The 21,292-nt window shown below is 36.2% G+C and carries 20 protein-coding genes and 1 pseudogene; 16 read left to right on the top strand and 5 right to left on the bottom strand.

The genetic code is table 11. The features are described from left to right. Positions 1 to 179 precede the first annotated feature (179 nt). The 8 genes from parA (at position 180) to ACFIKJ_RS06100 (ending at position 7,739) form a co-directional block, all read left to right on the top strand. On the top strand, positions 180 to 809 hold the full coding sequence (gene parA, locus ACFIKJ_RS06135; protein WP_375670350.1) for a ParA family partition ATPase: 630 nt from the start codon (positions 180 to 182) through the stop codon (positions 807 to 809). Next, positions 806 to 1,036 (top strand): plasmid partition protein ParG, encoded by a 231-nt coding sequence (locus ACFIKJ_RS06130; RefSeq protein WP_015856697.1) that lies wholly within the window; start codon positions 806 to 808, stop codon positions 1,034 to 1,036. The genes parA and ACFIKJ_RS06130 overlap by 4 nt, the downstream gene beginning before the upstream one ends. 1,123 nt (positions 1,037 to 2,159) lie before the next feature. Beyond that, the gene (locus tag ACFIKJ_RS06125; RefSeq protein ID WP_375653841.1) at positions 2,160 to 2,396 is read left to right on the top strand and encodes an EexN family lipoprotein; all 237 of its coding nucleotides are present in this window, start codon (positions 2,160 to 2,162) and stop codon (positions 2,394 to 2,396) included. Positions 2,397 to 2,582: 186 nt separating this feature from the next. Next, complete coding sequence (locus tag ACFIKJ_RS06120; protein WP_375644940.1) at positions 2,583 to 2,849, top strand: EexN family lipoprotein; 267 nt, start codon at positions 2,583 to 2,585, stop codon at positions 2,847 to 2,849. 3 nt (positions 2,850 to 2,852) lie between these two features. Further along, positions 2,853 to 3,065, top strand: a complete 213-nt coding sequence (locus ACFIKJ_RS06115) for an EexN family lipoprotein (protein WP_375627165.1) — start codon at positions 2,853 to 2,855, stop codon at positions 3,063 to 3,065. A 44-nt stretch (positions 3,066 to 3,109) separates the two neighbouring features. Next, positions 3,110 to 3,316 (top strand): EexN family lipoprotein, encoded by a 207-nt coding sequence (locus tag ACFIKJ_RS06110; protein ID WP_375670349.1) that lies wholly within the window; start codon positions 3,110 to 3,112, stop codon positions 3,314 to 3,316. A 66-nt stretch (positions 3,317 to 3,382) separates the two neighbouring features. Beyond that, the gene (locus tag ACFIKJ_RS06105) at positions 3,383 to 3,601 is read left to right on the top strand and encodes an EexN family lipoprotein (RefSeq protein ID WP_375627169.1); all 219 of its coding nucleotides are present in this window, start codon (positions 3,383 to 3,385) and stop codon (positions 3,599 to 3,601) included. A gap of 3,733 nt (positions 3,602 to 7,334) precedes the next feature. Further along, positions 7,335 to 7,739: a flagellar protein FlgN gene (locus tag ACFIKJ_RS06100; RefSeq protein ID WP_273788300.1), complete on the top strand. Its 405-nt coding sequence runs from the start codon at positions 7,335 to 7,337 to the stop codon at positions 7,737 to 7,739. Between the two features lie 672 nt (positions 7,740 to 8,411). On the opposite strand, the pseudogene ACFIKJ_RS09770 reads toward ACFIKJ_RS06100, so the two are convergent. The 3 genes and pseudogenes from ACFIKJ_RS09770 to ACFIKJ_RS06085 all read right to left on the bottom strand — a co-directional run. Beyond that, a pseudogene (locus ACFIKJ_RS09770) lies at positions 8,412 to 8,614 on the bottom strand (integrase); the annotation flags it as partial. A gap of 1,040 nt (positions 8,615 to 9,654) precedes the next feature. After that, entirely contained in the window at positions 9,655 to 9,933 is a 279-nt protein-coding gene (locus ACFIKJ_RS06090; RefSeq protein WP_375626277.1) for a hypothetical protein, read from the bottom strand. Between the two features lie 32 nt (positions 9,934 to 9,965). Next, the gene (locus tag ACFIKJ_RS06085) at positions 9,966 to 11,315 is read right to left on the bottom strand and encodes a D-alanyl-D-alanine carboxypeptidase (protein WP_375648352.1); all 1,350 of its coding nucleotides are present in this window, start codon (positions 11,313 to 11,315) and stop codon (positions 9,966 to 9,968) included. 233 nt (positions 11,316 to 11,548) lie between these two features. Between ACFIKJ_RS06085 and clpS the strand changes: the two genes are divergently transcribed. Together clpS and clpA are read left to right on the top strand one after the other, a co-directional pair. Then, positions 11,549 to 11,920, top strand: a complete 372-nt coding sequence (gene clpS / locus ACFIKJ_RS06080; RefSeq protein ID WP_375627172.1) for an ATP-dependent Clp protease adapter ClpS — start codon at positions 11,549 to 11,551, stop codon at positions 11,918 to 11,920. A gap of 6 nt (positions 11,921 to 11,926) precedes the next feature. Next, on the top strand, positions 11,927 to 14,278 hold the full coding sequence (gene clpA / locus ACFIKJ_RS06075) for an ATP-dependent Clp protease ATP-binding subunit ClpA (RefSeq protein WP_375627174.1): 2,352 nt from the start codon (positions 11,927 to 11,929) through the stop codon (positions 14,276 to 14,278). A 7-nt stretch (positions 14,279 to 14,285) separates the two neighbouring features. On the opposite strand, the gene ACFIKJ_RS06070 is transcribed toward clpA, so the two are convergent. Both ACFIKJ_RS06070 and ACFIKJ_RS06065 read right to left on the bottom strand, forming a co-directional pair. Further along, a complete protein-coding gene (locus tag ACFIKJ_RS06070) occupies positions 14,286 to 14,708 on the bottom strand; it encodes an HIT family protein (RefSeq protein WP_375648350.1) in 423 nt (140 codons plus the stop codon). Between the two features lie 133 nt (positions 14,709 to 14,841). Beyond that, complete coding sequence (locus tag ACFIKJ_RS06065; RefSeq protein ID WP_375626268.1) at positions 14,842 to 15,303, bottom strand: RidA family protein; 462 nt, start codon at positions 15,301 to 15,303, stop codon at positions 14,842 to 14,844. Positions 15,304 to 15,448: 145 nt separating this feature from the next. Between ACFIKJ_RS06065 and ACFIKJ_RS06060 the strand changes: the two genes are divergently transcribed. From ACFIKJ_RS06060 to ACFIKJ_RS06035, 6 genes are all read left to right on the top strand, one after another. After that, complete coding sequence (locus ACFIKJ_RS06060) at positions 15,449 to 16,285, top strand: cell envelope integrity EipB family protein (RefSeq protein ID WP_273788136.1); 837 nt, start codon at positions 15,449 to 15,451, stop codon at positions 16,283 to 16,285. A gap of 167 nt (positions 16,286 to 16,452) precedes the next feature. Beyond that, entirely contained in the window at positions 16,453 to 17,232 is a 780-nt protein-coding gene (rpsB, locus tag ACFIKJ_RS06055; protein WP_375626266.1) for a 30S ribosomal protein S2, read from the top strand. A gap of 102 nt (positions 17,233 to 17,334) precedes the next feature. Continuing rightward, the gene (gene tsf, locus ACFIKJ_RS06050; RefSeq protein WP_375627177.1) at positions 17,335 to 18,258 is read left to right on the top strand and encodes a translation elongation factor Ts; all 924 of its coding nucleotides are present in this window, start codon (positions 17,335 to 17,337) and stop codon (positions 18,256 to 18,258) included. Positions 18,259 to 18,416: 158 nt separating this feature from the next. After that, a complete protein-coding gene (pyrH, locus tag ACFIKJ_RS06045; protein ID WP_012755043.1) occupies positions 18,417 to 19,136 on the top strand; it encodes a UMP kinase in 720 nt (239 codons plus the stop codon). A 37-nt stretch (positions 19,137 to 19,173) separates the two neighbouring features. Then, a complete protein-coding gene (frr, locus tag ACFIKJ_RS06040; RefSeq protein WP_012755044.1) occupies positions 19,174 to 19,734 on the top strand; it encodes a ribosome recycling factor in 561 nt (186 codons plus the stop codon). A gap of 730 nt (positions 19,735 to 20,464) precedes the next feature. Next, complete coding sequence (locus ACFIKJ_RS06035) at positions 20,465 to 21,280, top strand: phosphatidate cytidylyltransferase (RefSeq protein ID WP_375626262.1); 816 nt, start codon at positions 20,465 to 20,467, stop codon at positions 21,278 to 21,280. The last annotated feature ends 12 nt before the right edge of the window (positions 21,281 to 21,292 follow it).

Raw genomic sequence — 21,292 nt, 5'->3', positions numbered from 1 at the left:
AAGAGCATCATCTTCATAATGTTTTTGCTCATGCTAAAAGAATATTATAAAGACAAAATTGCGGGCTGTCATTTTATCCTAAAAATAGGAGAAATGGTTATTTTTCACGTATTGGATGCTTGCTTCTTTTATTACTTTCTGTATAATCGTAAAAACGATAATGCTGAAAGGCGTAATAAATGATCATTGGATTTTTGAATCAAAAGGGAGGCGTAGGAAAAACTACGTTGAGTGTTAATCTTGCGGCCAGTTTTGCGCGTACCGGTGCACGGGTATTGCTTATTGACGTTGATCCACAGGGGAGCGCATTGGATTGGGCTGCTGCGCGTGAAGATGCACCTTTGTTTTCGGTTATTGGTTTACCACGTGCAACGGTTCACAAAGAGATTACACAGATTGGTCATGGTTATGATCATATTATTATCGATGGTCCTCCGCGTGTGACTGATCTTGCTCGTAGTGCTCTTATGGCTTCGGATTTGGTGCTTATACCTGTTTTGCCTAGTCCCTATGATATTTGGGCAGCAGATGGAATTGTAAAGCTGATTGACGAAGCACGTGTTTATAAAGAAAATCTTAAATCTGCTTTTGTTATCAATCGTAAAATAGTCAATACAGCGATAGGGCGTGATGTGAACGAAGCTCTTGGCATATACCCCGTGCATGTTCTTTCTTCTAGCGTTGCGCAGCGCGTGATTTTTGCAGAAGCAGCAGCACAGGGGAAGGCGGTTTATGAAGTTGATAAGCAAGGACCAGCAACAGCAGAGATTGAAGCTGTTGCAGCGGAAATCAAGGAGTTAGCGCGATGAATAAAAAAATTAAAATCGGCACGAAACCAACGAATAAATCAATTCCTTTAACGGCGGATGCATGGGTAGGAAGCCCCAAAGGGAGCATGAGTGGAGGTATGAAGCGCCTCACGATTGATATACCAGAAAGTTTGCATCGATTGATTAAGGTAAGTTGTGCAAGTCGTGGAACTAAAATAGCCGATGAGGTGCGCGAATTGCTTTCACAAAAATACGGAAAAGTGTAAAAAATGATATATGATAATAAGTTTTCGTTGGTTTGAATGCTTTTTCTAGAGATGATATCGGTTGTTTTTATACGAAGTTAATAATATAAGCGCCTTTCTTTTTTCACGAGGGCTGCTTCATTTAAGTTGTTTTTCATAAGGTTCTGTATCATCTCATGAAAGAGCGATGCGTTTGCGAAAAAATCTCCGTTTCAAAATTTTCCCTATAAATGTGATAATCATCATACTTCTTGTGATCTTATCTGTTAGATGAATAGATAAGTGTACTCTTCTAAAAAGATTGTCTTGATAATGATTTTAAACGTCAGATTATTTTTTTGTTTATTTTACTTAATACATGCGTAAATAATGTAATTAAGAGTAGCGTTGATTATTTTTTTTTGTTATGCAGCGATTCATTTTATTAAATTATATTCATGTTTATAAAGGGGGATAAAAAAATACATAAAATTTACTGATATTGGCGCGCTATAATTTATTCCTAATAAACACAAGAAGTCATTGAGCATATTATAGACAGTATTTCTTACATTTATATGATTTTATAGTCTTAAATAGTTAATGCCAGTCGTAATGGTACGCAAGGAAATAGGCTTTTTTGCTTCAATTGATAATGTATAAGATCGCTTTTTTAGCATTTCTATTGGCATTTAAAAAGTGCAGGGGGACTTAAAGTTTTCTTTCTTTTCCGGTGGTCTAAGAAATGATAAGAGCGCAATCAGTTGGTTAAAAGGTGTATTCTTTCGTTTGCAGGGAATTTGCAATGGATATAGGCATTACGAATTTTTGATAAGATTTTGTGCGACTTCTCATGATGAAGTGGTTTTTGAAAAATGCCAAGATATCAAAATTACTGCTGAAGTTTAAATACTTCAAATACAAAGAGCAGCCGTGCAGATAATGCTACAAATGCAAGCCTGATAAATAAAAGCAGTTTTCATGATTTAACATGTTTGCGTTGCAAGTGTGCGTATTTGCAAAGGAAAGTTAGACGCAAGGTCACAATATAGGAGGGGATGTGAATCCAAAGATATTGTTAATAAAATATAAAACAAAGAGAGGGGTTAAATCATGAACAAGATCATTATAACAGCGCTGTTGCTTTGCACGGGGCTTGTTACTGTTGGTTCACGAAAAAAACTACAGTGTTGAGGAATTTAAGAAAGATAAAAAATTGATGCAAGAATGGGGAAAGAAATGCGATAAAATGGGAGGATCTGCTTTTGCAACCAAGAGTTGTCAAAATGTCATGCAAGCCGATATGGAACTTTTTCAAGAGCATTATAGAAATCTTGCAAAGCAACTTCGTGAAAGTGGCAAAAAGGGGAATGAAACTGAAAAAAAGCAGGACAACAATTAAATCATAAAAATATATTGATAGCGGTGTTTTTCTTTGTACGCGATTTATCATCATAGGTTGGAAAAAATTGCGTACAGAAGTTGATTTTAAAATTTTTGAAAATGCACAATGAACTGCATGTCAAATTTAATGGGTCCCTAAATTGTGTCCTAAACTTTGTAAATTTGAAAAAAGGGGAATTTATTGATGAATAAAGCCATTATTACAACAGTGCTGCTTTGTGCTGGACTTGCTGTTGCTGGATGCGAGAAAAACTATAGCGTAGCAGATTTTAAGAAAGATCCTAAATTACTCAATCAGTGGTTAGAGAAATGTTTTATTGCAGGGAGTTTTGATTCTCAAAATTGTAAAAACGCAGAAAAAGCTGAATTAGAAACTCGTAAAAAATGGGGAGTTTTCGGCTCTGGAAAGGACGACCAAGAAAAAACTGAAGATAAAAAGGAAGGGAATTAAATCATGAATAAAGTCATTATTACAGCAGTGCTGCTTTGTACTGGACTTGCTGTTACTGGTTGTGAAAAAACTTATAGCGTAAAAGAATTCAAAACAAATGAAAAATTATACGAGGAATGGGCAAAGAAATGCGAGAAGGACGATTCACCGCTCAAAACCTCTCAAAATTGTAAAAACCTTCGACAAGCATATATAGAACTTTTTTTGAGACCCTAATTTGTGTCCAAATTTTATCAATCTAAAAGAAGGGGAATTTATTGATGAATAAAGCGATTATTGTAGCATTGCTGGTTTGGATTGGATTTGTCGTTGCTGGTTGTGAAAAAACTTATAGCGTAGCAGAGTTTAAGAAAGATCCTAAATTACTCGAGCAATGGGCAATGAAATGTATGATATCAGGGAGTTTAGATTCTCAAAATTGTAAGAACGCAGATAAAGCGTATCGTGAAGTTCATGCCCGTGATTAGCCTGGTGCGAGCTTTGTACACGATGACGAGAAAAAAACTGAAGATAAAAAGGAGGGAAATTAAATCATGAATAAAATTATTATCACAGCATTGCTGGTTTGTACTGGACTTGTCGTTGCTGGTTGCGAAAAAAATTACAGCGTAGCGGAATTCAAGAAAGATAATACATTACTCGAAGAGTGGGCAAAAAAATGTGAAAAGATGGATCGATCGTCTATAGAGAAATCTAAAAATTGTCAACATGCCAGACAAGCCTATATGGAACTTATGTTTGGCATTAATTAAAAACTTAAAATTCAATAAATTACTCTATCAATAAGGAATTTGCTAGTTATTGATTCTATTTTGTTTTTTAGATTCTCTCTAACTTTTAGAGAGTCTTTTTATGGCTTCAAGAATTAGTCGTTTACGATCTGTACTCTTTATGTAAACGGATGCTATACTGTCATTTGTCTAGCCAAAAAGTGCTTTTAATTGTGATAGTATTGCATCCGAATGAGTTGCTACGTGTTACTGCTAATTTTTCAAATTATGCGCTGATTGTTTAATGTCTTGGTTGCATGTATTTAAAACATGAGATTAAATTTACCTTTGGGGTGTTTTGCTGACTTTATCACAAATAAATGTTTCATCACACTAAGACCGGCTTTAAGCGTTGCGGCTAATTTCGAAAAAAATTGGGAGGAAACATCTGTTTTGAATTTACTTTTCTCTATTTTAATAAAGAGAAAAACATTCTGAATGGAATTATTATCGTTTTATATTCAAATGTTTTTCTCAAACTATTTTTAAAAAATTGCTTTTGATTTGAGAATATTATAACATTAGTTAAGACGTGAGGCAGTTTTTCTAGGACGGTTTTGCTGGATGTGTGAGGAATTGAGCGCTCTTCCCACCGTTTCATTTTTTCCCTCTCTTTTCTGAGTTTGCAAGGTTTTCCCTTGTTATTTTTTTATCTTAATTGTGTTGTAATATTATCATGTTGAGCGGTGGAGCTTATGTAAAACTTTATGTATGAGTTTTTTTTGTTCTCGAGTGTGTGATGAATGTTTTTTGAATAATACTTTGATTTATAAAAATAATTTAATTATTTTATGTTGAATAAGGATCTCGTCAAAATCTGTTCTAGGTTGAATCAATTAAAATCATCTACTTGCACGTTACAAGCATGGAGGGTCCGTGTGGATAAAAACTGTTGAAGAAAGAAGTAAAAATGATTTTTTGAACTATCTCAAGTACTAAAGGTTTTGTTTGCAACATTTGGTGCTGGAAAAGTGTGTGATGGTGCTGGTTTATTCCCTCGCAAGTGTATGATGATGGTGTTCAATGGATTTATCAAAAGTTTCTTGAAATATTCCTTTAGAATTGTGATATGCCCTGAAGGGAAGAAGCAAGAGGAACTTACTCAATGAGGAGACAAATTATTTACAGATCGGATTTGGTAGAAAATTTAGTTCTTTAAGGCGGGAATGAAGTTGAGATTCAAGTAGCATGAAAAGACGGAAACTGATGGTTAAAAATGCATACAAAAAGCAGAGTTAACATTTAAATAGTTGCAAGCGATGTTTGAAATTGGGTGTGTGATTTATCTGTAGAATTAAAATTTTGCTTTGATCTTATGTAAAATTAAGATGATCGTTTGAGCAAATTATAAAAAGCCAAGAGAATATGCTTAGTATATTTCTATTACGAGAACTAAAATAACAACAAAAGCATTCATGGTGATAATCAAGGTTAAATAAAGCACAGCGGCTTTTACGAGATCAGCCATAAAAACCTCTTTCTGTTCTTTTTGAGGTGATTTTATGAATAACAATATGTTATAATCTGTAGTATATGTTGATATAAGTAGTATATGTTGATATAATATATTAGGCAAGCTTAGAATCTTTCCTTTTTTATAAAGGCTTGAGGAATTGGAGCACTGTAAATCCTAAAAAAGAAAGTTTTAAAGAGAATATTAATTGATTTCGTAGGTTTATTTATTGAGCCTTTCGTTTAAGTGAATCACATGAGTGGAAAGTCAAGAGAAGATCGCTTGACAAAAATTCAGACTGCGTACAGAGCAGATTGAGTTAAGATCTTGGTGCTTTAAGGTGCGCGGAAGAAGACAAAAATGTTTTCTGATCGTTTATTTCATAGCAAGATTGGTTAATGTTGCTCTAATGGGCATGTTTTGCACAAAAGAAAAGAACGTTCCAAACAAAATATACTTATGTTGTATATTAATATATTTGTATTGTACATTTATGTACGTGTAAAAAAATATCTCTCAATGCACACGACAAATATTTTACGATGACACTCGTAGATGGTATAACAGTAAAGTTCTCGTGAAATAATATAAAATCTATAGAATGCTCCCATCTTTACACTTATGAAAGAGCAAGTCACTGTCATCTCGTACGCTTGCTTTCAATGTTTACTATAGCCCTTGGCATTTGAGAAGGTTCATAAGACGCATTTTTCTTTTAGTGTATTTTATCAACACATCAGGGTGTTTTTTGTGATGTGCAAGCAAGTGATTTTAATTTATTCAACATGGAATAGATTTGAGATGGGATGATTATGAAAGAGAAGAGCCGCATTTAGAAGATTGAAAATGAGAGAAAGTTCGTAACAAAAATTGTACCTTTATTATAAAATGATTGTTTCTATGTTTTTATACCAGTAGCACATGTAAAGCCGCGATATTAAGAGAAAACTGTGTTATGGAGTGAAATAATCTATAGGAAGATGCTGTGGAAATTCTGAAAATATCAATGTGGGGAGCGTTAAGCATTATGCATTGGATAATATTTTGATAGATAATGATAATCTATCGTTATTCAATTTGAATTAGAGTCCTGAATACCGTAAATTTTTTCATTCCAAATCTGTTCGAGGTTTAATCAACCAAAACCATGTCTTTTGCAGTTACAAGTGGGGAGGGTCCATGCGGAGCGAAACTGTACAAGAAAGGCATGCTTTTTGAACCGCACTTAAATGTCAAGGATATCGCAACATGAGGGGCTAGCAAAATATGTGATGGGTGCTGGCTTGCTTCTTTTATTAAGCGTAAAGATGGACAGTGCTCAATGGATTTTATACACGTCATGGGGGATTTATCATTATATTATTCATGGGCCACGGCGCGAAATAGGCTTGGGTACACTTAAGAGATGTTTCTTTAAAACAAGCGCGTGAATATGCGATTGAAGACGTATCGAACTTGATTGGCTAAGAAACTCTTGAAAAGGTTCAAAAAATCTTATATAGTCGTTCATTGCAAAGAAAAGCGAATGATAATTAAAAAAAGGGAGATTGATGGCTGTTTAGCTATTCTAAGATGTCTTTTTTTATATTGCTGTATGGCTGATCTGTTCAAAAGAGCGTTCTTTTTGTTTTTTATGCGAAATACTGCATGTGTGCAGAAAGAGTACGGGGGGGGGTGTGTCTTTTTGAATGGGTGCAAACTAATTTTGTAGGGTGCCATCTTATGGGGTGCCGGAAGGTATGCAAGTTTAGGTGCAGAGAAAGCCATAAGGTTATGGAGGGTAAGATGCTGCTATCGTTAAAATGCTGAGATTTTTAATGAGCTTAAGTCTTTGATATGCTGCAAGATATGCTGTGGGTTTTTGTCGGCAGGTGGTCTTTTTATGGACAAAGTTCTCGTGAGAGCGTTGTTGTTTTCTGTTGAAGGCGTGCTGGTGACGAAATAGGCAAAGGAAATTGGCAAGGCGAAATAGACCAAAATAGACAGAGCAAATGTAGGATTTTCAATATTACTGCGTAAGGTTTAAGTTTATAGCGTTTTGGTGAATTAGTATAGCCGCAATGATGGTTTTGGAGCAAAGCAAGAAAAATACTTGAGAGAATGCGTTGAAAGTTGAAGTGGTATACGCTTTGAAGGATTGTCGTGCTGTTGTTTGAGCGATGTTCGCACCACGAGCTTTATTGAGTGTATCAGCATTGAAGAGAACCTGTTTAATCTCCCTCATTTGAAAGATTGAACAAGAGTGTTGAAGGGGAAGTAAAAATGTCTGTAGTGCAATATGGTGATGATAGTTTTGCATCAAAAGCAAAAGTTCTTGATAATAATCTTATTGATCGTGATTGGGCGATGACAAAATTTGTTGCTGCTGTTAAAGGATTAGCTCAAGTTGTTGATTATGAAAGCAATATGCTAGAGAGCAGTGGTGTTCCAGATTACGAAGAAATAAATTTATGTAAAATACGTGGTTTGCGTGATCTTAATAAATCCATGAGCGATGTGAAGCGCTACATGAATCAAGATATTGAGCATGAAGTTGAAAGTTTGTTGTCTGATTTACAAGAAAAATTACAGCGTAATAGTGAATTGCTTCAGACGCATTTAAATGCAGTTAATGATCTTTCTAGAGCTATGCAACTATCTGGACGCGTAAAAGAAACAGAGGAATGATTCAAATTTGATGAATATTGGCTGTTCTAAGTGATGACAATGATTAGGTAGATCATGTTTATTTGGATAAATAATGCGTTTAGTGAGTAGACTTGTTTTAAGCGCATTTGGGTATTTAAATTATTATCCTGTTGTATTGTAAAATGCTGTTCTTAAAACAGTGTCCTTTAAGGTGTAGTGATGTGAACCGCATGCTGTGGGAAGCTGGCTGAAAGAGGACTAAGAGAAGGCGGATTATTTACAGAGCATTGTTTGCAGACTGAGTTAATAGGGAGCTTCACTTTTTAGTTTAGGGCCCCCCCCCCGATCAAGAGAATATTTAGAACAGCCTGTGATGCCTTAAAAACAGCTTCCTTGGGGCTATGGTAATTAAGGTTTTATGCATTAGTCTTTTGAGAGTATGTGATGAACACTGCCTATAAGCCTTATAGAGTACTGTCCTTTGAAGTGTGGTGATACGAAGCGGTTAGTTGTTTAAATCTATATGTTTGAGACAAAAATTAAAGTGGTTTAATATTTTCTTCTGCTGTTTTTAGTTTTTGTATGTCAGATTGGAGAGAGCATCCAGATTTGAGTGAATATATTGCATATACCTTTGTTGGCGTAATATTTTAAATGGGGAGGCGATCTTATTGGGAAAGAATAAAGGGCTAGAAATCAGCTTTTCTCTGTACCACCATCCTTTAATTTAGCTTTATTTTTTTCAAAAGAATCTAAAGCACTATCTGTTAAATGATGAAGATTACGCATTATTTCACGCTTCTGTTTCTCTCGTTCTTTAATGGGGGCACGTCCCTCATGTAAAACAGAACGTCATTGTGTTGCCAATTCACGTGCTTTTTTAAAGAAATATTTCTTAAGGCACCTAATCCCATTTCACGGTGATGTTCGTGAATGGTATAGTGGTAGATTCATTGAGCACCACGATCTTTATGCTTAATAAAAAGAGTGCGCTGGCACGATTACACACTTTACCAGCCCCCCCTGTATGGGGACCAAAGCCCTTGGTATTTGAAACGGTTCATTATAGGCATTTTGAGTTTTTTTGTACGGTTTCACACCACACACTAATCTCGCTCATAACATGCAAGAGAACAGTTTTGATTGATTCAACATAAACAAATTTCAAATGAGAGAATCTTACGATATTCGAGATTCTCATCTAACATGAAAAATAATGAACTATCTTTATAAATCAGTATCTTGGATATGAATAGTATAATGTAAGTTTCCCATGAATGGTATAAAATCTATAGAGTATTAGCATCTTTATTTATAGAGGGAGAAAAGCAGCACTATCATCCTTTTTTTTAATAGTTTAATGCCAATCTTGCTCGTGATGAGCAAGCGAACGATTTTGACTGATTCAATATAAGAAGAAAAATAAGAGAATTTTACGAAAACCTCTTATTCAATATGCAAAAAATAAATTATAAATTAAAATCTTATGGAAATCGTTAAAATGATATTTAATCTGATAATTTCTTTTACGTTTTTTCATCGATAGTATTTGTATTTTCCAGTTTGCTTTGTCTGTCGAAAGAAATAAAAGTAAGAGGAGTTAGATTATTTTTTACAGCGTTTATGTTGTAGGGGGGAGCGTTATTAAGAGGGACTTCCTTTATTGAACTTTTACAACAACTCCTAAAATGATAAGCTTTCATCCAATAAAGCTATTTATTTTTTCCAAAAAGATATCAAGGATAATTTTTATATTAAATCCAAAAGTGGAAAAATATTGGGTGTTTTTTATGTCCTTAATAATGGTTTTATTGAAAGCTTGGAGGTACTGGATAGTTGGAAAAGCTTTCAGCACAATTCCATAATTTAAGAAAAAAGTATCTTTATCAAAGGGGGGCTAAGGCTGTAGATAATGGTTAATAATAAAATAATTTTTTAGAGATGGTCTGTAAAATTAAATATTTGTTGCTCCTAGACGGATTTTAATAGGCACATTACCAGTTTGGCTAGCAACGCGTAAATGAATGCGTACAGGAGGCATTATGAGACGACGGTTGCGTATTGTTTGGCAAATGAGAAGGTTAACAAGAGATTGTGTATCTAATGCAGTCGAATTATATTTTAAACCAGTAAGTTTTGCGGCAGCATCGTGAAGAGAACGCAATGAAAGGAGGGATGATTGCTTCAATAAAATTTCTTTTTTATGGAATGAAGCAAAAGCATTATCTGTCATAATACTATCCTTAACGCAGAATTCAAAAATTTTTAGTAGGCTACAGTATAGCAGTTAAAATTTGCTTTCTTTAATGTAGAGCAAGCATCAAATGCAGCTTTTTTTGATTGAAACCCTGTAAAGCGCGCTCGATAATAACGCTGCCCACTTTTTTCAAACAGTTGCATGTGCGAAGATGCGTGCTTTAAAGTAGAAAAAGCTATATTTTTTGCTTTTAAAAGTAAAGTTTTTGCTTGTTCTTCACTAGGAAGAGAACCAATTTGGATAGCCCATCCGGCATTTGTGGACAAAGAGGCTGTTACAATTTTATGAGTCTCAACCGGTATAGTTTTTTGAGGGTTTGGTATTGGTATAATTACTTTATTTACAGCCGTTATTGCGATATTGGAGTTTTTAGGTTGTTCTGCAAATGCTGTCAACATAGTCGAAATTTCATCGTCAAAATTACTTGAATCAGCTTTAATGGTCGGTATAGGAGTATTGGCACCAGTCGGTAAGTGATAGCGTACAGAAGCCATTAAACGTTCACCACTTTTCATTTGGCTTGCTTTGGGCAAATATTGATTCAATAGGCTAGCCATATGCTCGTCACGTGCAGTAGATGATTTACCTCCCATAACAACAGCGACAACAGAGCGCCCCTCAAGACGCATTGAAGTTGCTAAATTAGAACCTGACATTTGTGTGTATCCTGTTTTAATCCCATCAACACCCTTCATTATTTTAACGAGTTTATTGTGGCTGTTAATTGTATGTCCACGGAAATTAAAACTTTTTGTTTTGAACAATTTATATTGTTTTGGAAAATGTTTACGTAAAGCTAATGACAAAGTCGCTATATCTCGTGCTGTAGAATAATTGTGCACATCCGGAAGCCCTGAAGCATTCGCGAAATGTGTATGTTTCATGCCAAGTTTACGAGCTTTTACTGTCATCATTTGAGCGAATTTTTTTTCACTACCTCCAAGATATTCTGCAATGGCAGCAGCAACATCATTTGCGGATCTTGTAATGAGTGCTTTAGCTGCTGATTCTGCAGAAATTGTTTGGCCTGCTTTAAAGCCAATTTTTGTCGGTGGACGCATTGCTGCATAATGTGAAACAGGAATTGGTGTATTTGGTGTCACACGACGCATCTGCATAGCTTCAAAGAGTAAGTACAATGTCATCATCTTTGTTAAAGAAGCAGGATAACGTTTCAGTGTTGCATTGGCTTGAAATAGAGTTTTTCCCGTAGTAGCATCTATAACAATAGCCGCATACTTATCAGGATAGGCTCCTTGAGGTGTGGCTGATGCCCAACAGTAAGAAAAAGCTAACACAACAAAAGAAATTGCTATTGTTTTACAGTAGCGCATAATTTTTTGATAATTAATATACACTTGCAGTATCCTATTTCTCCATTTATCCTAAAAAACTTCTATAAAGCTTCCTTTTCTGTAATTTGTTGATGCAGTTTAGACGAATGGTATTACTAATTTGTTTACAGAAGTTATTTTATAAGTGAGTGATTGAAGTCTAACCATAGAGGGAATCTTTTTCTAACACATACAGGTATTGCAATAATTATGAAAGAATTTAAAATTGATAAAAATGTGCTGCATGGAAAACGATAATGGGACAGATGCTTATAATAAACTCTACAGCTCATATTATGCATAATGAAAAGGGCAAGAATTGGGATGAAATTAGGCATGGTGCGGTTATAACGCTTAAGGCTAGAGCAAAACTCGAAAAACCTAAATTATGTCGAGTTTTTTTGCTTAATGATGATTACACACCTATGGATTTTGTTGTTTTCGTTTTGAAGAGCTTTTTTAAAAAAAGTTTCGAAGAGGCAACGCGAATAATGTTAAATGTTCATCACAGTGGGATAGGAGAATGTGGAACTTATACTTATGAAGTCGCTGAAATGAAAATATTACAAGTGAGGGAATGTGCGCGTCAAAATGAACATCCGTTACAATGTGTAATGGAATGGAAGTGAGGAATTATGCCATCTTTTACACCTAGTCTTGAAGAGGTTTTGCATCGTGCATTAACAATTGCTACTCAGGCACAGCATGAATACGCAACATTAGAGCATCTTCTACTTGCGCTGTTAGATGATGCTGATGCAAATTCCGTTATTCAGGCTTGCCAAGTAGATGTGGAGGAATTACGAGAGCGCTTAACCAATTATCTTCGCTCAGAGTTAGATGAACATATTAGAGCTGATGAGGATACTAAGCCTACAGCTTTTTTCCAGCGTGTTATCCAACGTGCGGTGATTCATGCACAATCAGCTGGAAAAGATGAAGTATCGGGGGCAAATGTTCTTGTTGCAATTTTTTCTGAACGTGAAAGCCATGCAGCATATTTTCTTCAAGAAATGGGCATGACACGCTATGATGCTGTACGTTTTATTTCGCATGGTATCACGCGTGATGATGGGTTATCCATGTTACTTGAAGGACTTGAAGAGCAATTAGATCAGCAGATTTCGGATAATGATGAAAGAGGAACAAGTGCTTTAACGAATTATTGTGTTGATCTCAATTGTAAAGCACTTAATGGAAAAATTGATTTATTAATTGGCCGTGAAATAGAAATTTCACGCATGATTCAGATTTTATGTCGAAGGTCAAAAAACAATCCGCTTTTGGTTGGTGATCCTGGAGTGGGGAAAACCGCTATAATTGAGGGATTGGCAAAGCGCATTGTTGATGCGCAAGTGCCTGAAGTTTTATCAAATGCAACAATATTTTCTCTTGATATGGGGGGGCTTGTTGCTGGTACACGTTATCGCGGTGATTTTGAAGAACGCTTAAAGCAAGTTATTAAAGAGTTTGAGCTGTATCCAGATGCTATTTTATTTATTGATGAAATTCATACCTTAATTGGAGCAGGAGCGACATTAGGGGGAAATATGGATGCAGCAAATCTTTTAAAACCTGTATTATCTTCTGGAACTATGCGATGTATTGGTTCGACGACTTACAGAGAATATCGCAAATTCTTTGAACAAGATCGTGCTTTAGAGCGTCGTTTTCAGAAGATTGATATTAATGAACCTTCTGTTACAGATGCGATTAAGATTTTGCAGGGGATGAAGCCTTACTTTGAAGATTTTCATCAGATTAAATATACAGATCAGGCGATGAAGGCATCTGTAGAATTATCTTCACGTTATATAATTGACCGTAGGTTACCTGACAAAGCAATTGATATTATTGATGAAAGTGGCGCAGCGCAAAAGCTTTTGCCACAAAAACAACGCAAGAAGAGTATAGGTGTTAAAGAAATTGAGGCTACTGTTGCTACAATTGCAAGAATTCCACCAAAAACAGTTTCTCGGAATGATCAGAAGATATTGAGTAAGCTTGAAAGAGAACTCAAACATGTTGTTTATGGGCAAGATCAGGCAATTTCCGTCTTAGTTTCATCCATAAAATTGGCGCGAGCAGGTTTACGCGAACCGGATAAACCAATAGGAAGTTATTTATTTTCAGGACCAACAGGTGTAGGAAAAACTGAAGTTGCAAAACAGCTTGCATCATCTTTAGGCATTGAATTATTGCGTTTTGATATGTCAGAATATATGGAACGGCATACGGTAGCACGTTTAATCGGAGCTCCTCCAGGTTATATAGGGTTTGATCAAGGAGGTCTTCTTACAGATGCTGTTGATCAGAAGCCTCACGCAGTCCTATTGCTAGATGAGATTGAGAAAGCACATCCAGAGTTATTTAATATTTTATTGCAGGTAATGGATTATGGTAGATTAACAGATCATAATGGTAAGAAAATTGATTTCCGCAATGTTATTTTGATTATGACAACCAATGCTGGTGCTTCAGATATGGCAAAATCAGCTATTGGATTTGGGAAGGTACATCGTGATGGTGAGGATATAGAAGCAATCAATCGGTTATTTACACCAGAGTTTCGTAATCGGTTAGATGCAATTATTCCGTTTGCCCCTTTATCTCATTTAATCATCAATCAGATAGTGCAAAAATTTATTTTTCAGCTTGAAGCACAATTAGCTGATCGGGGAATTTGTTTTGAATTAAGCCCTTCTGCAACTTTATGGCTTTCCAATCAAGGATATGATTCTCAGATGGGAGCACGCCCATTAGGGCGTGTTATACAAGAATATATTAAAAAGCCATTAGCTGATGAAATTTTATTTGGAAAGTTACGCAACGGTGGCATTGTTCGCGTATTGACACAAAAATCAAATTGCAAAAAAGAAAGCTTACAGTTGGAAATTTCATCTTCCGATATATCTGCAAGTTCAAAGAAAAGTAAAATGGAAAATTTTACAAAAAAACGTGTAGGAAAAAAAAGCACAACAACTTAAGAGTGTGTTATAAGGCTGCACGGATTTTTTTTGCATTCTCTTCAAGTATTTCTGTAGGCGTTATCATATTATTATGAGGGGTAAGTTCTATTCCCTCCATACGTGGTATAATATGAAAATGGAGGTGATAAACGGTTTGTTGACTAGCTGCTTCATTAAATTGCATGACAGTTATGCCATCTGCTTGAAAGGCTTTTTTGACGGCATTTGCAATTTTTTGAACAGCTTTAATAACGGGAAATAATGTTTCAGTATCCGCATCAAGTAAGTTTCTAGAGCCTTTTTTAGGAATGACCAGCGTATGACCTGGTGCTTGTGGCATGATATCCATAAATCCAATAACATCATCATCTTCGTAGACACGAACAGAAGGGATTTCATTGCGAATCAATTTAGCAAAAATATTGTTATTGTCATAAGCTTGTTTCATACAAATATTTCCTTTTATTATAAGTTTAAGATTTTAATTAAAAACGAAAAAATGTAAAGTTTATCAGAGTGTAAGACAAAGAAGTATTTTGACTTTAGTTATATTTAGGATGGGGCTCTGTCTTAATGAAGGCTTAGATTTCTATGATGGCTTCAACTTCTACAGGAACATCCATAGGAAGAGAGGCAACACCAATAGCAGAACGGGCGTGTTTTCCAATGTCACCAAGAATATTGACGAATAAATTAGAAGCTCCATTGGCAACAAAAGGAATATCGGTAAAATGAGAATCTACAGCCACAAAAACAGTAATTTTTACCACACGTTTTATTTTATTTAAGTCACCTAGAGTTGCCTTGAGTTGAGCGAGAATATTGAGAGCGCAAGCTTCGGATGCTTTTTGGGCTTGTTCGGTATTCACAGTTGCACCAACTTTACCGATGGCGATTGGTTTTCCATTAATAAGAGGGAGTTGTCCAGAAATAAAGAGCTGATTACCACTTTGTGAAGTGGTGATGTAATTGGCAAGGGGGGAGATTACTTCAGGAAGAGTGATTCCGAATTCCTCTAAGTTTTTTTCAATCATATTGGTCATAATTTAAACTCCATAGCTGCTCTATAATACATTCATTGTATAATCTATTTTTTGATTTAAGGAAATGTGTGGTTAATTGAGAAATTAGCCTTTTTTGCCTTATTGTATGATGTTATGCAACGGGGATAAAGTTTGGAATTTGGGAATGATTAGATCATTATTTATAATAATTTTATATATTGTTTTTTTATGTACAGCGAGAGCTGAAGAGCCTATTTTTATTGTGCCTCATCGAGCAATTTATGATTTTCATCTCGATAGCGTTTCTCATGACATGACAATTTCTGCGATGTCAGGGCGAATGGTTTACGAGCTTACTGGTTCGGCATGCCAAGGCTATAGCACACGTTTTCGTTTTATTAGTCGTGTTCACATTGAAGATATGCCGGTACGTTTAACGGATCAACAGACGACGAGTTATGAAACAGGAGACAGCCGTACATTTCGTTTTAATATTACAGATCAAGAGGGAGAAGAGGTTGCGCATCGTGCTGAGGGGGTCGCGGAGCGTACTCAAGATGGTATTACAGTTACCTTAAAAAAGCCAAAGGAAAAAGAGTATAAGCTTGCAATGGCTGAATTTCCAATGATGCAACTAAAAAATATTATCCGCCATGCAAAAGCAGGGCATCATTTTTACAATGTTACTGTATTTGATGGGACAAATAAAGCAGATAAAGTTATAAAAGAAAGTATCGTCATAGGGGAAAAGAAGGCGCTTTTATCTGATAGCGAAACGGAAAAAGTGAGAAAATTGGATGAAGACGAATATTGGCCTGTTACAATTTCTTATTTTGATGATGGAGAAAATAAAGATGGTTTGCCGGTTTATCGTAGCAGTTTTCTCTTACATGAGAATGGTATCATGCGTGATCTTCATATAGATTATGGAACTTTTTCAGTGCGTGCAAAATTGAACAGTCTCGAATTCTTGGAACTTGGAAAAGATCTTAATCAATGTGAAAATGCAAATATTAAATGATTAAAGAAAATGACTTGAAAAAGAATCAAATATTAGTATGTTTGCACTATTCCACACGCGGAGTTTGGGTGTTTGCAAATAATTTGTGAGAAAATTCTAGCAAGCATCCGCCGGTAGTAGGTTTTCCTGCTTTTTCCGCGGAGGTTGAACCGGAAAGGATAAGATTTATGGCACTACCCGATTTTACTATGCACCAGCTTTTAGAAGCAGGTGTGCATTTTGGTCACCAGACTCATCGTTGGAATCCCAAAATGACTCCCTATATCTATGGTCAGCGTAATAATATCCATATTATTGACCTTGCTCAGACCGTTCCGCTTTTACACCAAGCGCTTAAACTTGTTTCAGATACTGTTGCGCGTGGTGGTCGTATTCTCTTTGTTGGTACGAAAAGGCAAGCATCTGACATTATCGCTGATGCGGCGAATCGTTCTGCCCAGTATTACGTTAATGCACGTTGGCTTGGTGGCATGCTCACAAACTGGAAAACGATTTCCAATTCGATACATCGTTTGCGAAAGCTTGACAAAATTCTTGCTGCTGAGGCGCAAGGTTTTACCAAAAAAGAACGTTTAAATCTTGAACGTGATCGTGAAAAGCTTAATCGTGCGCTTGGTGGTATTAAAGATATGGGATCTGTTCCAGATCTTATATTTGTCATCGATACGAATAAAGAAAATATTGCCCTTCAAGAAGCAAAACGTTTAGGTATTCCAGTGATTGCTATTATTGATACCAATTGCGATCCTGATGACGTAACGCATCCGATACCAGGTAATGATGATGCTTCGCGTGCAATTTCTCTTTATTGCGATCTTTTTGCTCGTGCTGCCCTTGATGGTATTGCACGCCAGCAAGGAGCAATGGGTATTGATTTGGGAGCTCAAGTTGATGCGCCTGTGGAGCCTATTTTGAAAGAAAATGCGGTTTCAGAAGTTTCTGAATAATATAAAACGCCTAATTAAGGTACTTTTATTGTCTAAAGAAGAAGTTATAGGCGTGCAGAGGGGGGGTGCACGCTTTCACTATTACAAAATAAAGAGGCAAATATGAGCATTACTGCTGCACAAGTAAAAGAACTTCGAGAACTATCTGGCGCTGGTATGATGGACTGTAAAGCCGCTCTAGCTGAAACCAGTGGTGATATGGAAGCTGCTGTTGATTGGCTTCGTAAAAAAGGAATAGCTAAAGCAGATAAAAAGGCTGGTCGTACAGCGGCTGAAGGATTAATCGGAGTCGTATCAAAAGATTTAAATGCGGTTTTGGTTGAGGTTAATTCTGAAACAGATTTTGTTGCACGCAATGCCGGATTCCAAGACATCGTGCGCAATATAGCAATTGCTGCTTTGGATACGCCAGGTGATGTTGAATCTGTTTCTGTTTCTCTTTATCCCGGTTCTGAGAAAACTGTAGAGCTTACGATTAAAGATGCAATTGGTACAATTGGCGAAAATATGACATTTCGTCGTTCCGCTAAATTGTCTGTTGAGAATGGTGTTGTTGCGACTTATATACACAATAGTGTAGCTGATGGTCTTGGTAAGCTTGGTGTTTTGGTTGCGATTGAAACAACAGGAAATAAAGAGGCTGCTCTTGCTTTTGGTCGGCAAGTTGCAATGCATATTGCGGCAACCAATCCCTTAGCACTTACAGCACAAGATGTTGATGCTGCTGCTGTTGAGCGTGAAAAAGCAATTTTTTCAGATCAAGCACGTCAGTCTGGAAAGCCTGAAAATATCATTGAAAAAATGGTAGAAGGACGTATGCGTAAGTTTTTTGAAGAGGTTGTTTTGCTTTCTCAAGCTTTCGTTATGAATCCTGATATGACTGTTGAGGCAGCTTTAAAGGATGCTGAGAAATCAATTGGTGCACCAGCAAAAATTACAGGCTTTATTCGTTTTGCATTGGGTGAAGGTGTGGAAAAAGAGGAGTCTGATTTTGCTGCAGAGGTTGCTGCTGCTGTAAAAGGCTAGTTATTGCAAACTCTTGATTAGAGATTTAAAATCATATCGTTGGTTGTAGAATCTCTGGTGTGGGCAATGTAATTGTTGAGAGGGCGTCACGTGAAAAAAAGTGGTGCCCTTCGTGATGTCAAAAGCAAAAAGTAAATGTGCTTTTGGGGAGATTATTAATGGCATTAGCACTTCCGTATAAACGTATTCTTTTAAAAGCTTCTGGTGAAGCTCTTATGGGGGGGCAAAGTTTTGGCATTGATGTTTCTGTTGTAGATCGTATTGCCGCTGATATTGCAGAAGTGCGCACAATGGGGATAGAAGTTGCAGTTGTTATCGGTGGGGGAAATATTTTTCGTGGCGTTGCTGTTGCTTCACATGGTGGAGACCGAGTGACAGGGGATCATATGGGAATGCTTGCAACTGCTATCAACTCTTTAGCATTGCGAACATCTTTGACAAAATTAGGGGTTGAAACTGTTGTACTCTCTGCGATTGCTATGCCACAAATTTGTGAAAGTTTTTCGCAACGTAAAGCAATAGCTTATATGAATCAGGGAAAAGTTGTTATTTTTGCGGGCGGTACAGGAAATCCATTTTTTACCACTGATTCTGCTGCTACTTTGCGTGCAGCTGAGATTGGTGCGGATGTCCTTCTTAAAGGAACACAAGTTGATGGTATTTATTCAGCAGATCCAAAGATAGACCCTACGGCTAAACGTTTTGACCAATTAACACATGTTGAAGTGTTACAATGGGGATTATCTGTTATGGATTCAACGGCGGTTACTTTAGCACGTGAGAACAATGTACCGATTATTGTGTATTCCATTCATGAAAAGGGCGGTTTGGCTAAGGTCTTGAATGGAACAGGACGCTTTACAATAGTATCGGAATAAGGGTAAGCTTCAAAGGACAATTGAAGGAGACAGAAATATGAATGTTACATCAATTATGGATGATCTGAAACGTCGCATGGATGGTGCTATTACGGCTTTTAAACATGAATTAGGTGGTTTGCGGACTGGACGTGCATCGGCCAGTTTATTAGAGCCGTTAACCGTTGAATCTTATGGTTCTGTTGTGCACATAAATCAGGTTGCTAATATTTCTGTTCCCGAACCTCGGATGCTTTCTGTTTCTGTATGGGATAAAACGATGGTAGGAGCTGTAGAGCGCGCTATTCGCGATTCTGGTCTTGGTTTAAATCCCATAACTGATGGTACGAATTTACGTATTCCTTTGCCTGAGTTGAATGAAGAGCGCCGTAAAGAACTTGTAAAAATTGCACATCACTATGCAGAGCAAGCGCGTGTTGCTACACGTCATGTTCGTCGGGATGGTATGGACAATTTGAAAAAGTTAGAAAAAGATGGTGAAATTGGACAAGATGAAGCCCATAGTTTGTCTGAAAAAGTTCAAAAACTCACAGATGAAACGATTGCTGATATTGATAAAATTTTAGCCGTAAAAGAATCTGAAATTATGCACGTTTAAGACGATTTTGTTGTTAGAAAAGGATGTTTACTCCCAGCCTGTAAATTGTTTCTATAGATAAGGGAAGTGGTGTGCTCTGTGATAGCGAGGTGTGATGCAGGAAGGTATTTTATCATTTTGATATGGGAGAGATTGATTCGAAAGGGCAGATGTTTTAATTTTTTAATCTGCGTGGTAAATCATGTCCTTTGCTGGAAGACGCTATTGAGCAGCATGGTGAGGGCTTTCAGTTTAGCATGTCTTTGTTAAACAGCATAATGAAAGCATTCTTAGAAATTATTTAAATATTCTAAGATGAGGGTTGGGGAAAGAATATAACACAAAAAAACAAGCCTAACCTTTCCTTATTTTCCATTATAAAACATCTGAGTATAATCGATGAAGCAGATGCTATATGGTGTAATTCGTTTTTTTACGACGAATATTTGATAGAGAAGTGTTTTTATATGAAACCTATATTAGTTAATTTATATGGGGATAGGTAGCTGCTTTTTCATTTTATATTTGAAAAAATATTAAAAAAATACTTTAGGATCAATCTTGACGGAGATTTTCGAAGCTGTTTTCATTGATTATTTGTCTTATAAGCGCTATCTTGGTAAACTGAATTGTTTATGATAAATTATAAGGGAAATTTATACAAGTATGAAATAAAAATATTGCGTAGGGAGGTTTTTCTTACGTCAATTTTAGAGCTTGTATTTTCTATTTTTATTGTTTGGATGTTGTTTTGTCTAATTTGGTTTATCGTGTTCTGACAGCTTTTGTGTTTGGTTTTATTGCATTGTATCTAACATGGTTGGGAGGGATCTCCTTTTTTTTATTTGTATGGTGTATTGGCGGTTTTGTTCTTTATGAGTGGATGAGTATTACTAAAGAGAAATGGTGTATTTTACAAAAAATATTAGCAAGTAGCTTTTATTTGATCTTTGGCTTTTTTTTAGTGTTGAGTGTATCTGCTTCATTGATTTTTTGTGTTTTAATCGTTTTGGCTGCGGTGTTGGCTATTATATCTATAAAAAAGAGTGGTTGGGTTTTTTGTGGTTTTTTATATGCATCTTTTCCTGTTGTTGCTTTATGCTTTCTACGGGATCATGAAATGTTGGGGTTCCAAGTTGTTATTTTCTTATTTACGATAGTGTGGGGAACAGATATTGGCGGGTATTTTATCGGACGTGCATTAGGGGGACCTAAATTAGCACCACAATTTTCTCCTAATAAAACATGGTCAGGAGCACTTGGTGGTACATTTGTCGGAGTTTTCGGTGGTATATGGGTTGCTTTTGGATTTTTTGATATAAATTTAGCAAGTTTTTTTGTGCCTCTCCTTACACTTGTTTTGTCAATTGTTTCACAATTGAGTGATTTAGGGCAATCATGGCTCAAAAGACGGTTTTCTGTTAAAGATTCTAGTTCTTTATTGCCTGGACATGGTGGTTTTATGGATCGTATAGATGGATTGGTAGGGGCAGCTTTTCTTCTTTATTTAATTGGTTCATTTATGTCTGATATGGATGCACCTTTTAATCTTTTTAGTATGATCTAATTGGGAGAAGGT

Origin of the sequence: Bartonella sp. PS7NMGDW, from assembly GCF_042193585.1 — a bacterium.
Taxonomy (GTDB): domain Bacteria; phylum Pseudomonadota; class Alphaproteobacteria; order Rhizobiales; family Rhizobiaceae; genus Bartonella; species Bartonella grahamii.
The sequence above is the reverse complement of the archived record's forward strand: the minus strand, read 5'-3'. Positions and strand labels throughout refer to the sequence as shown.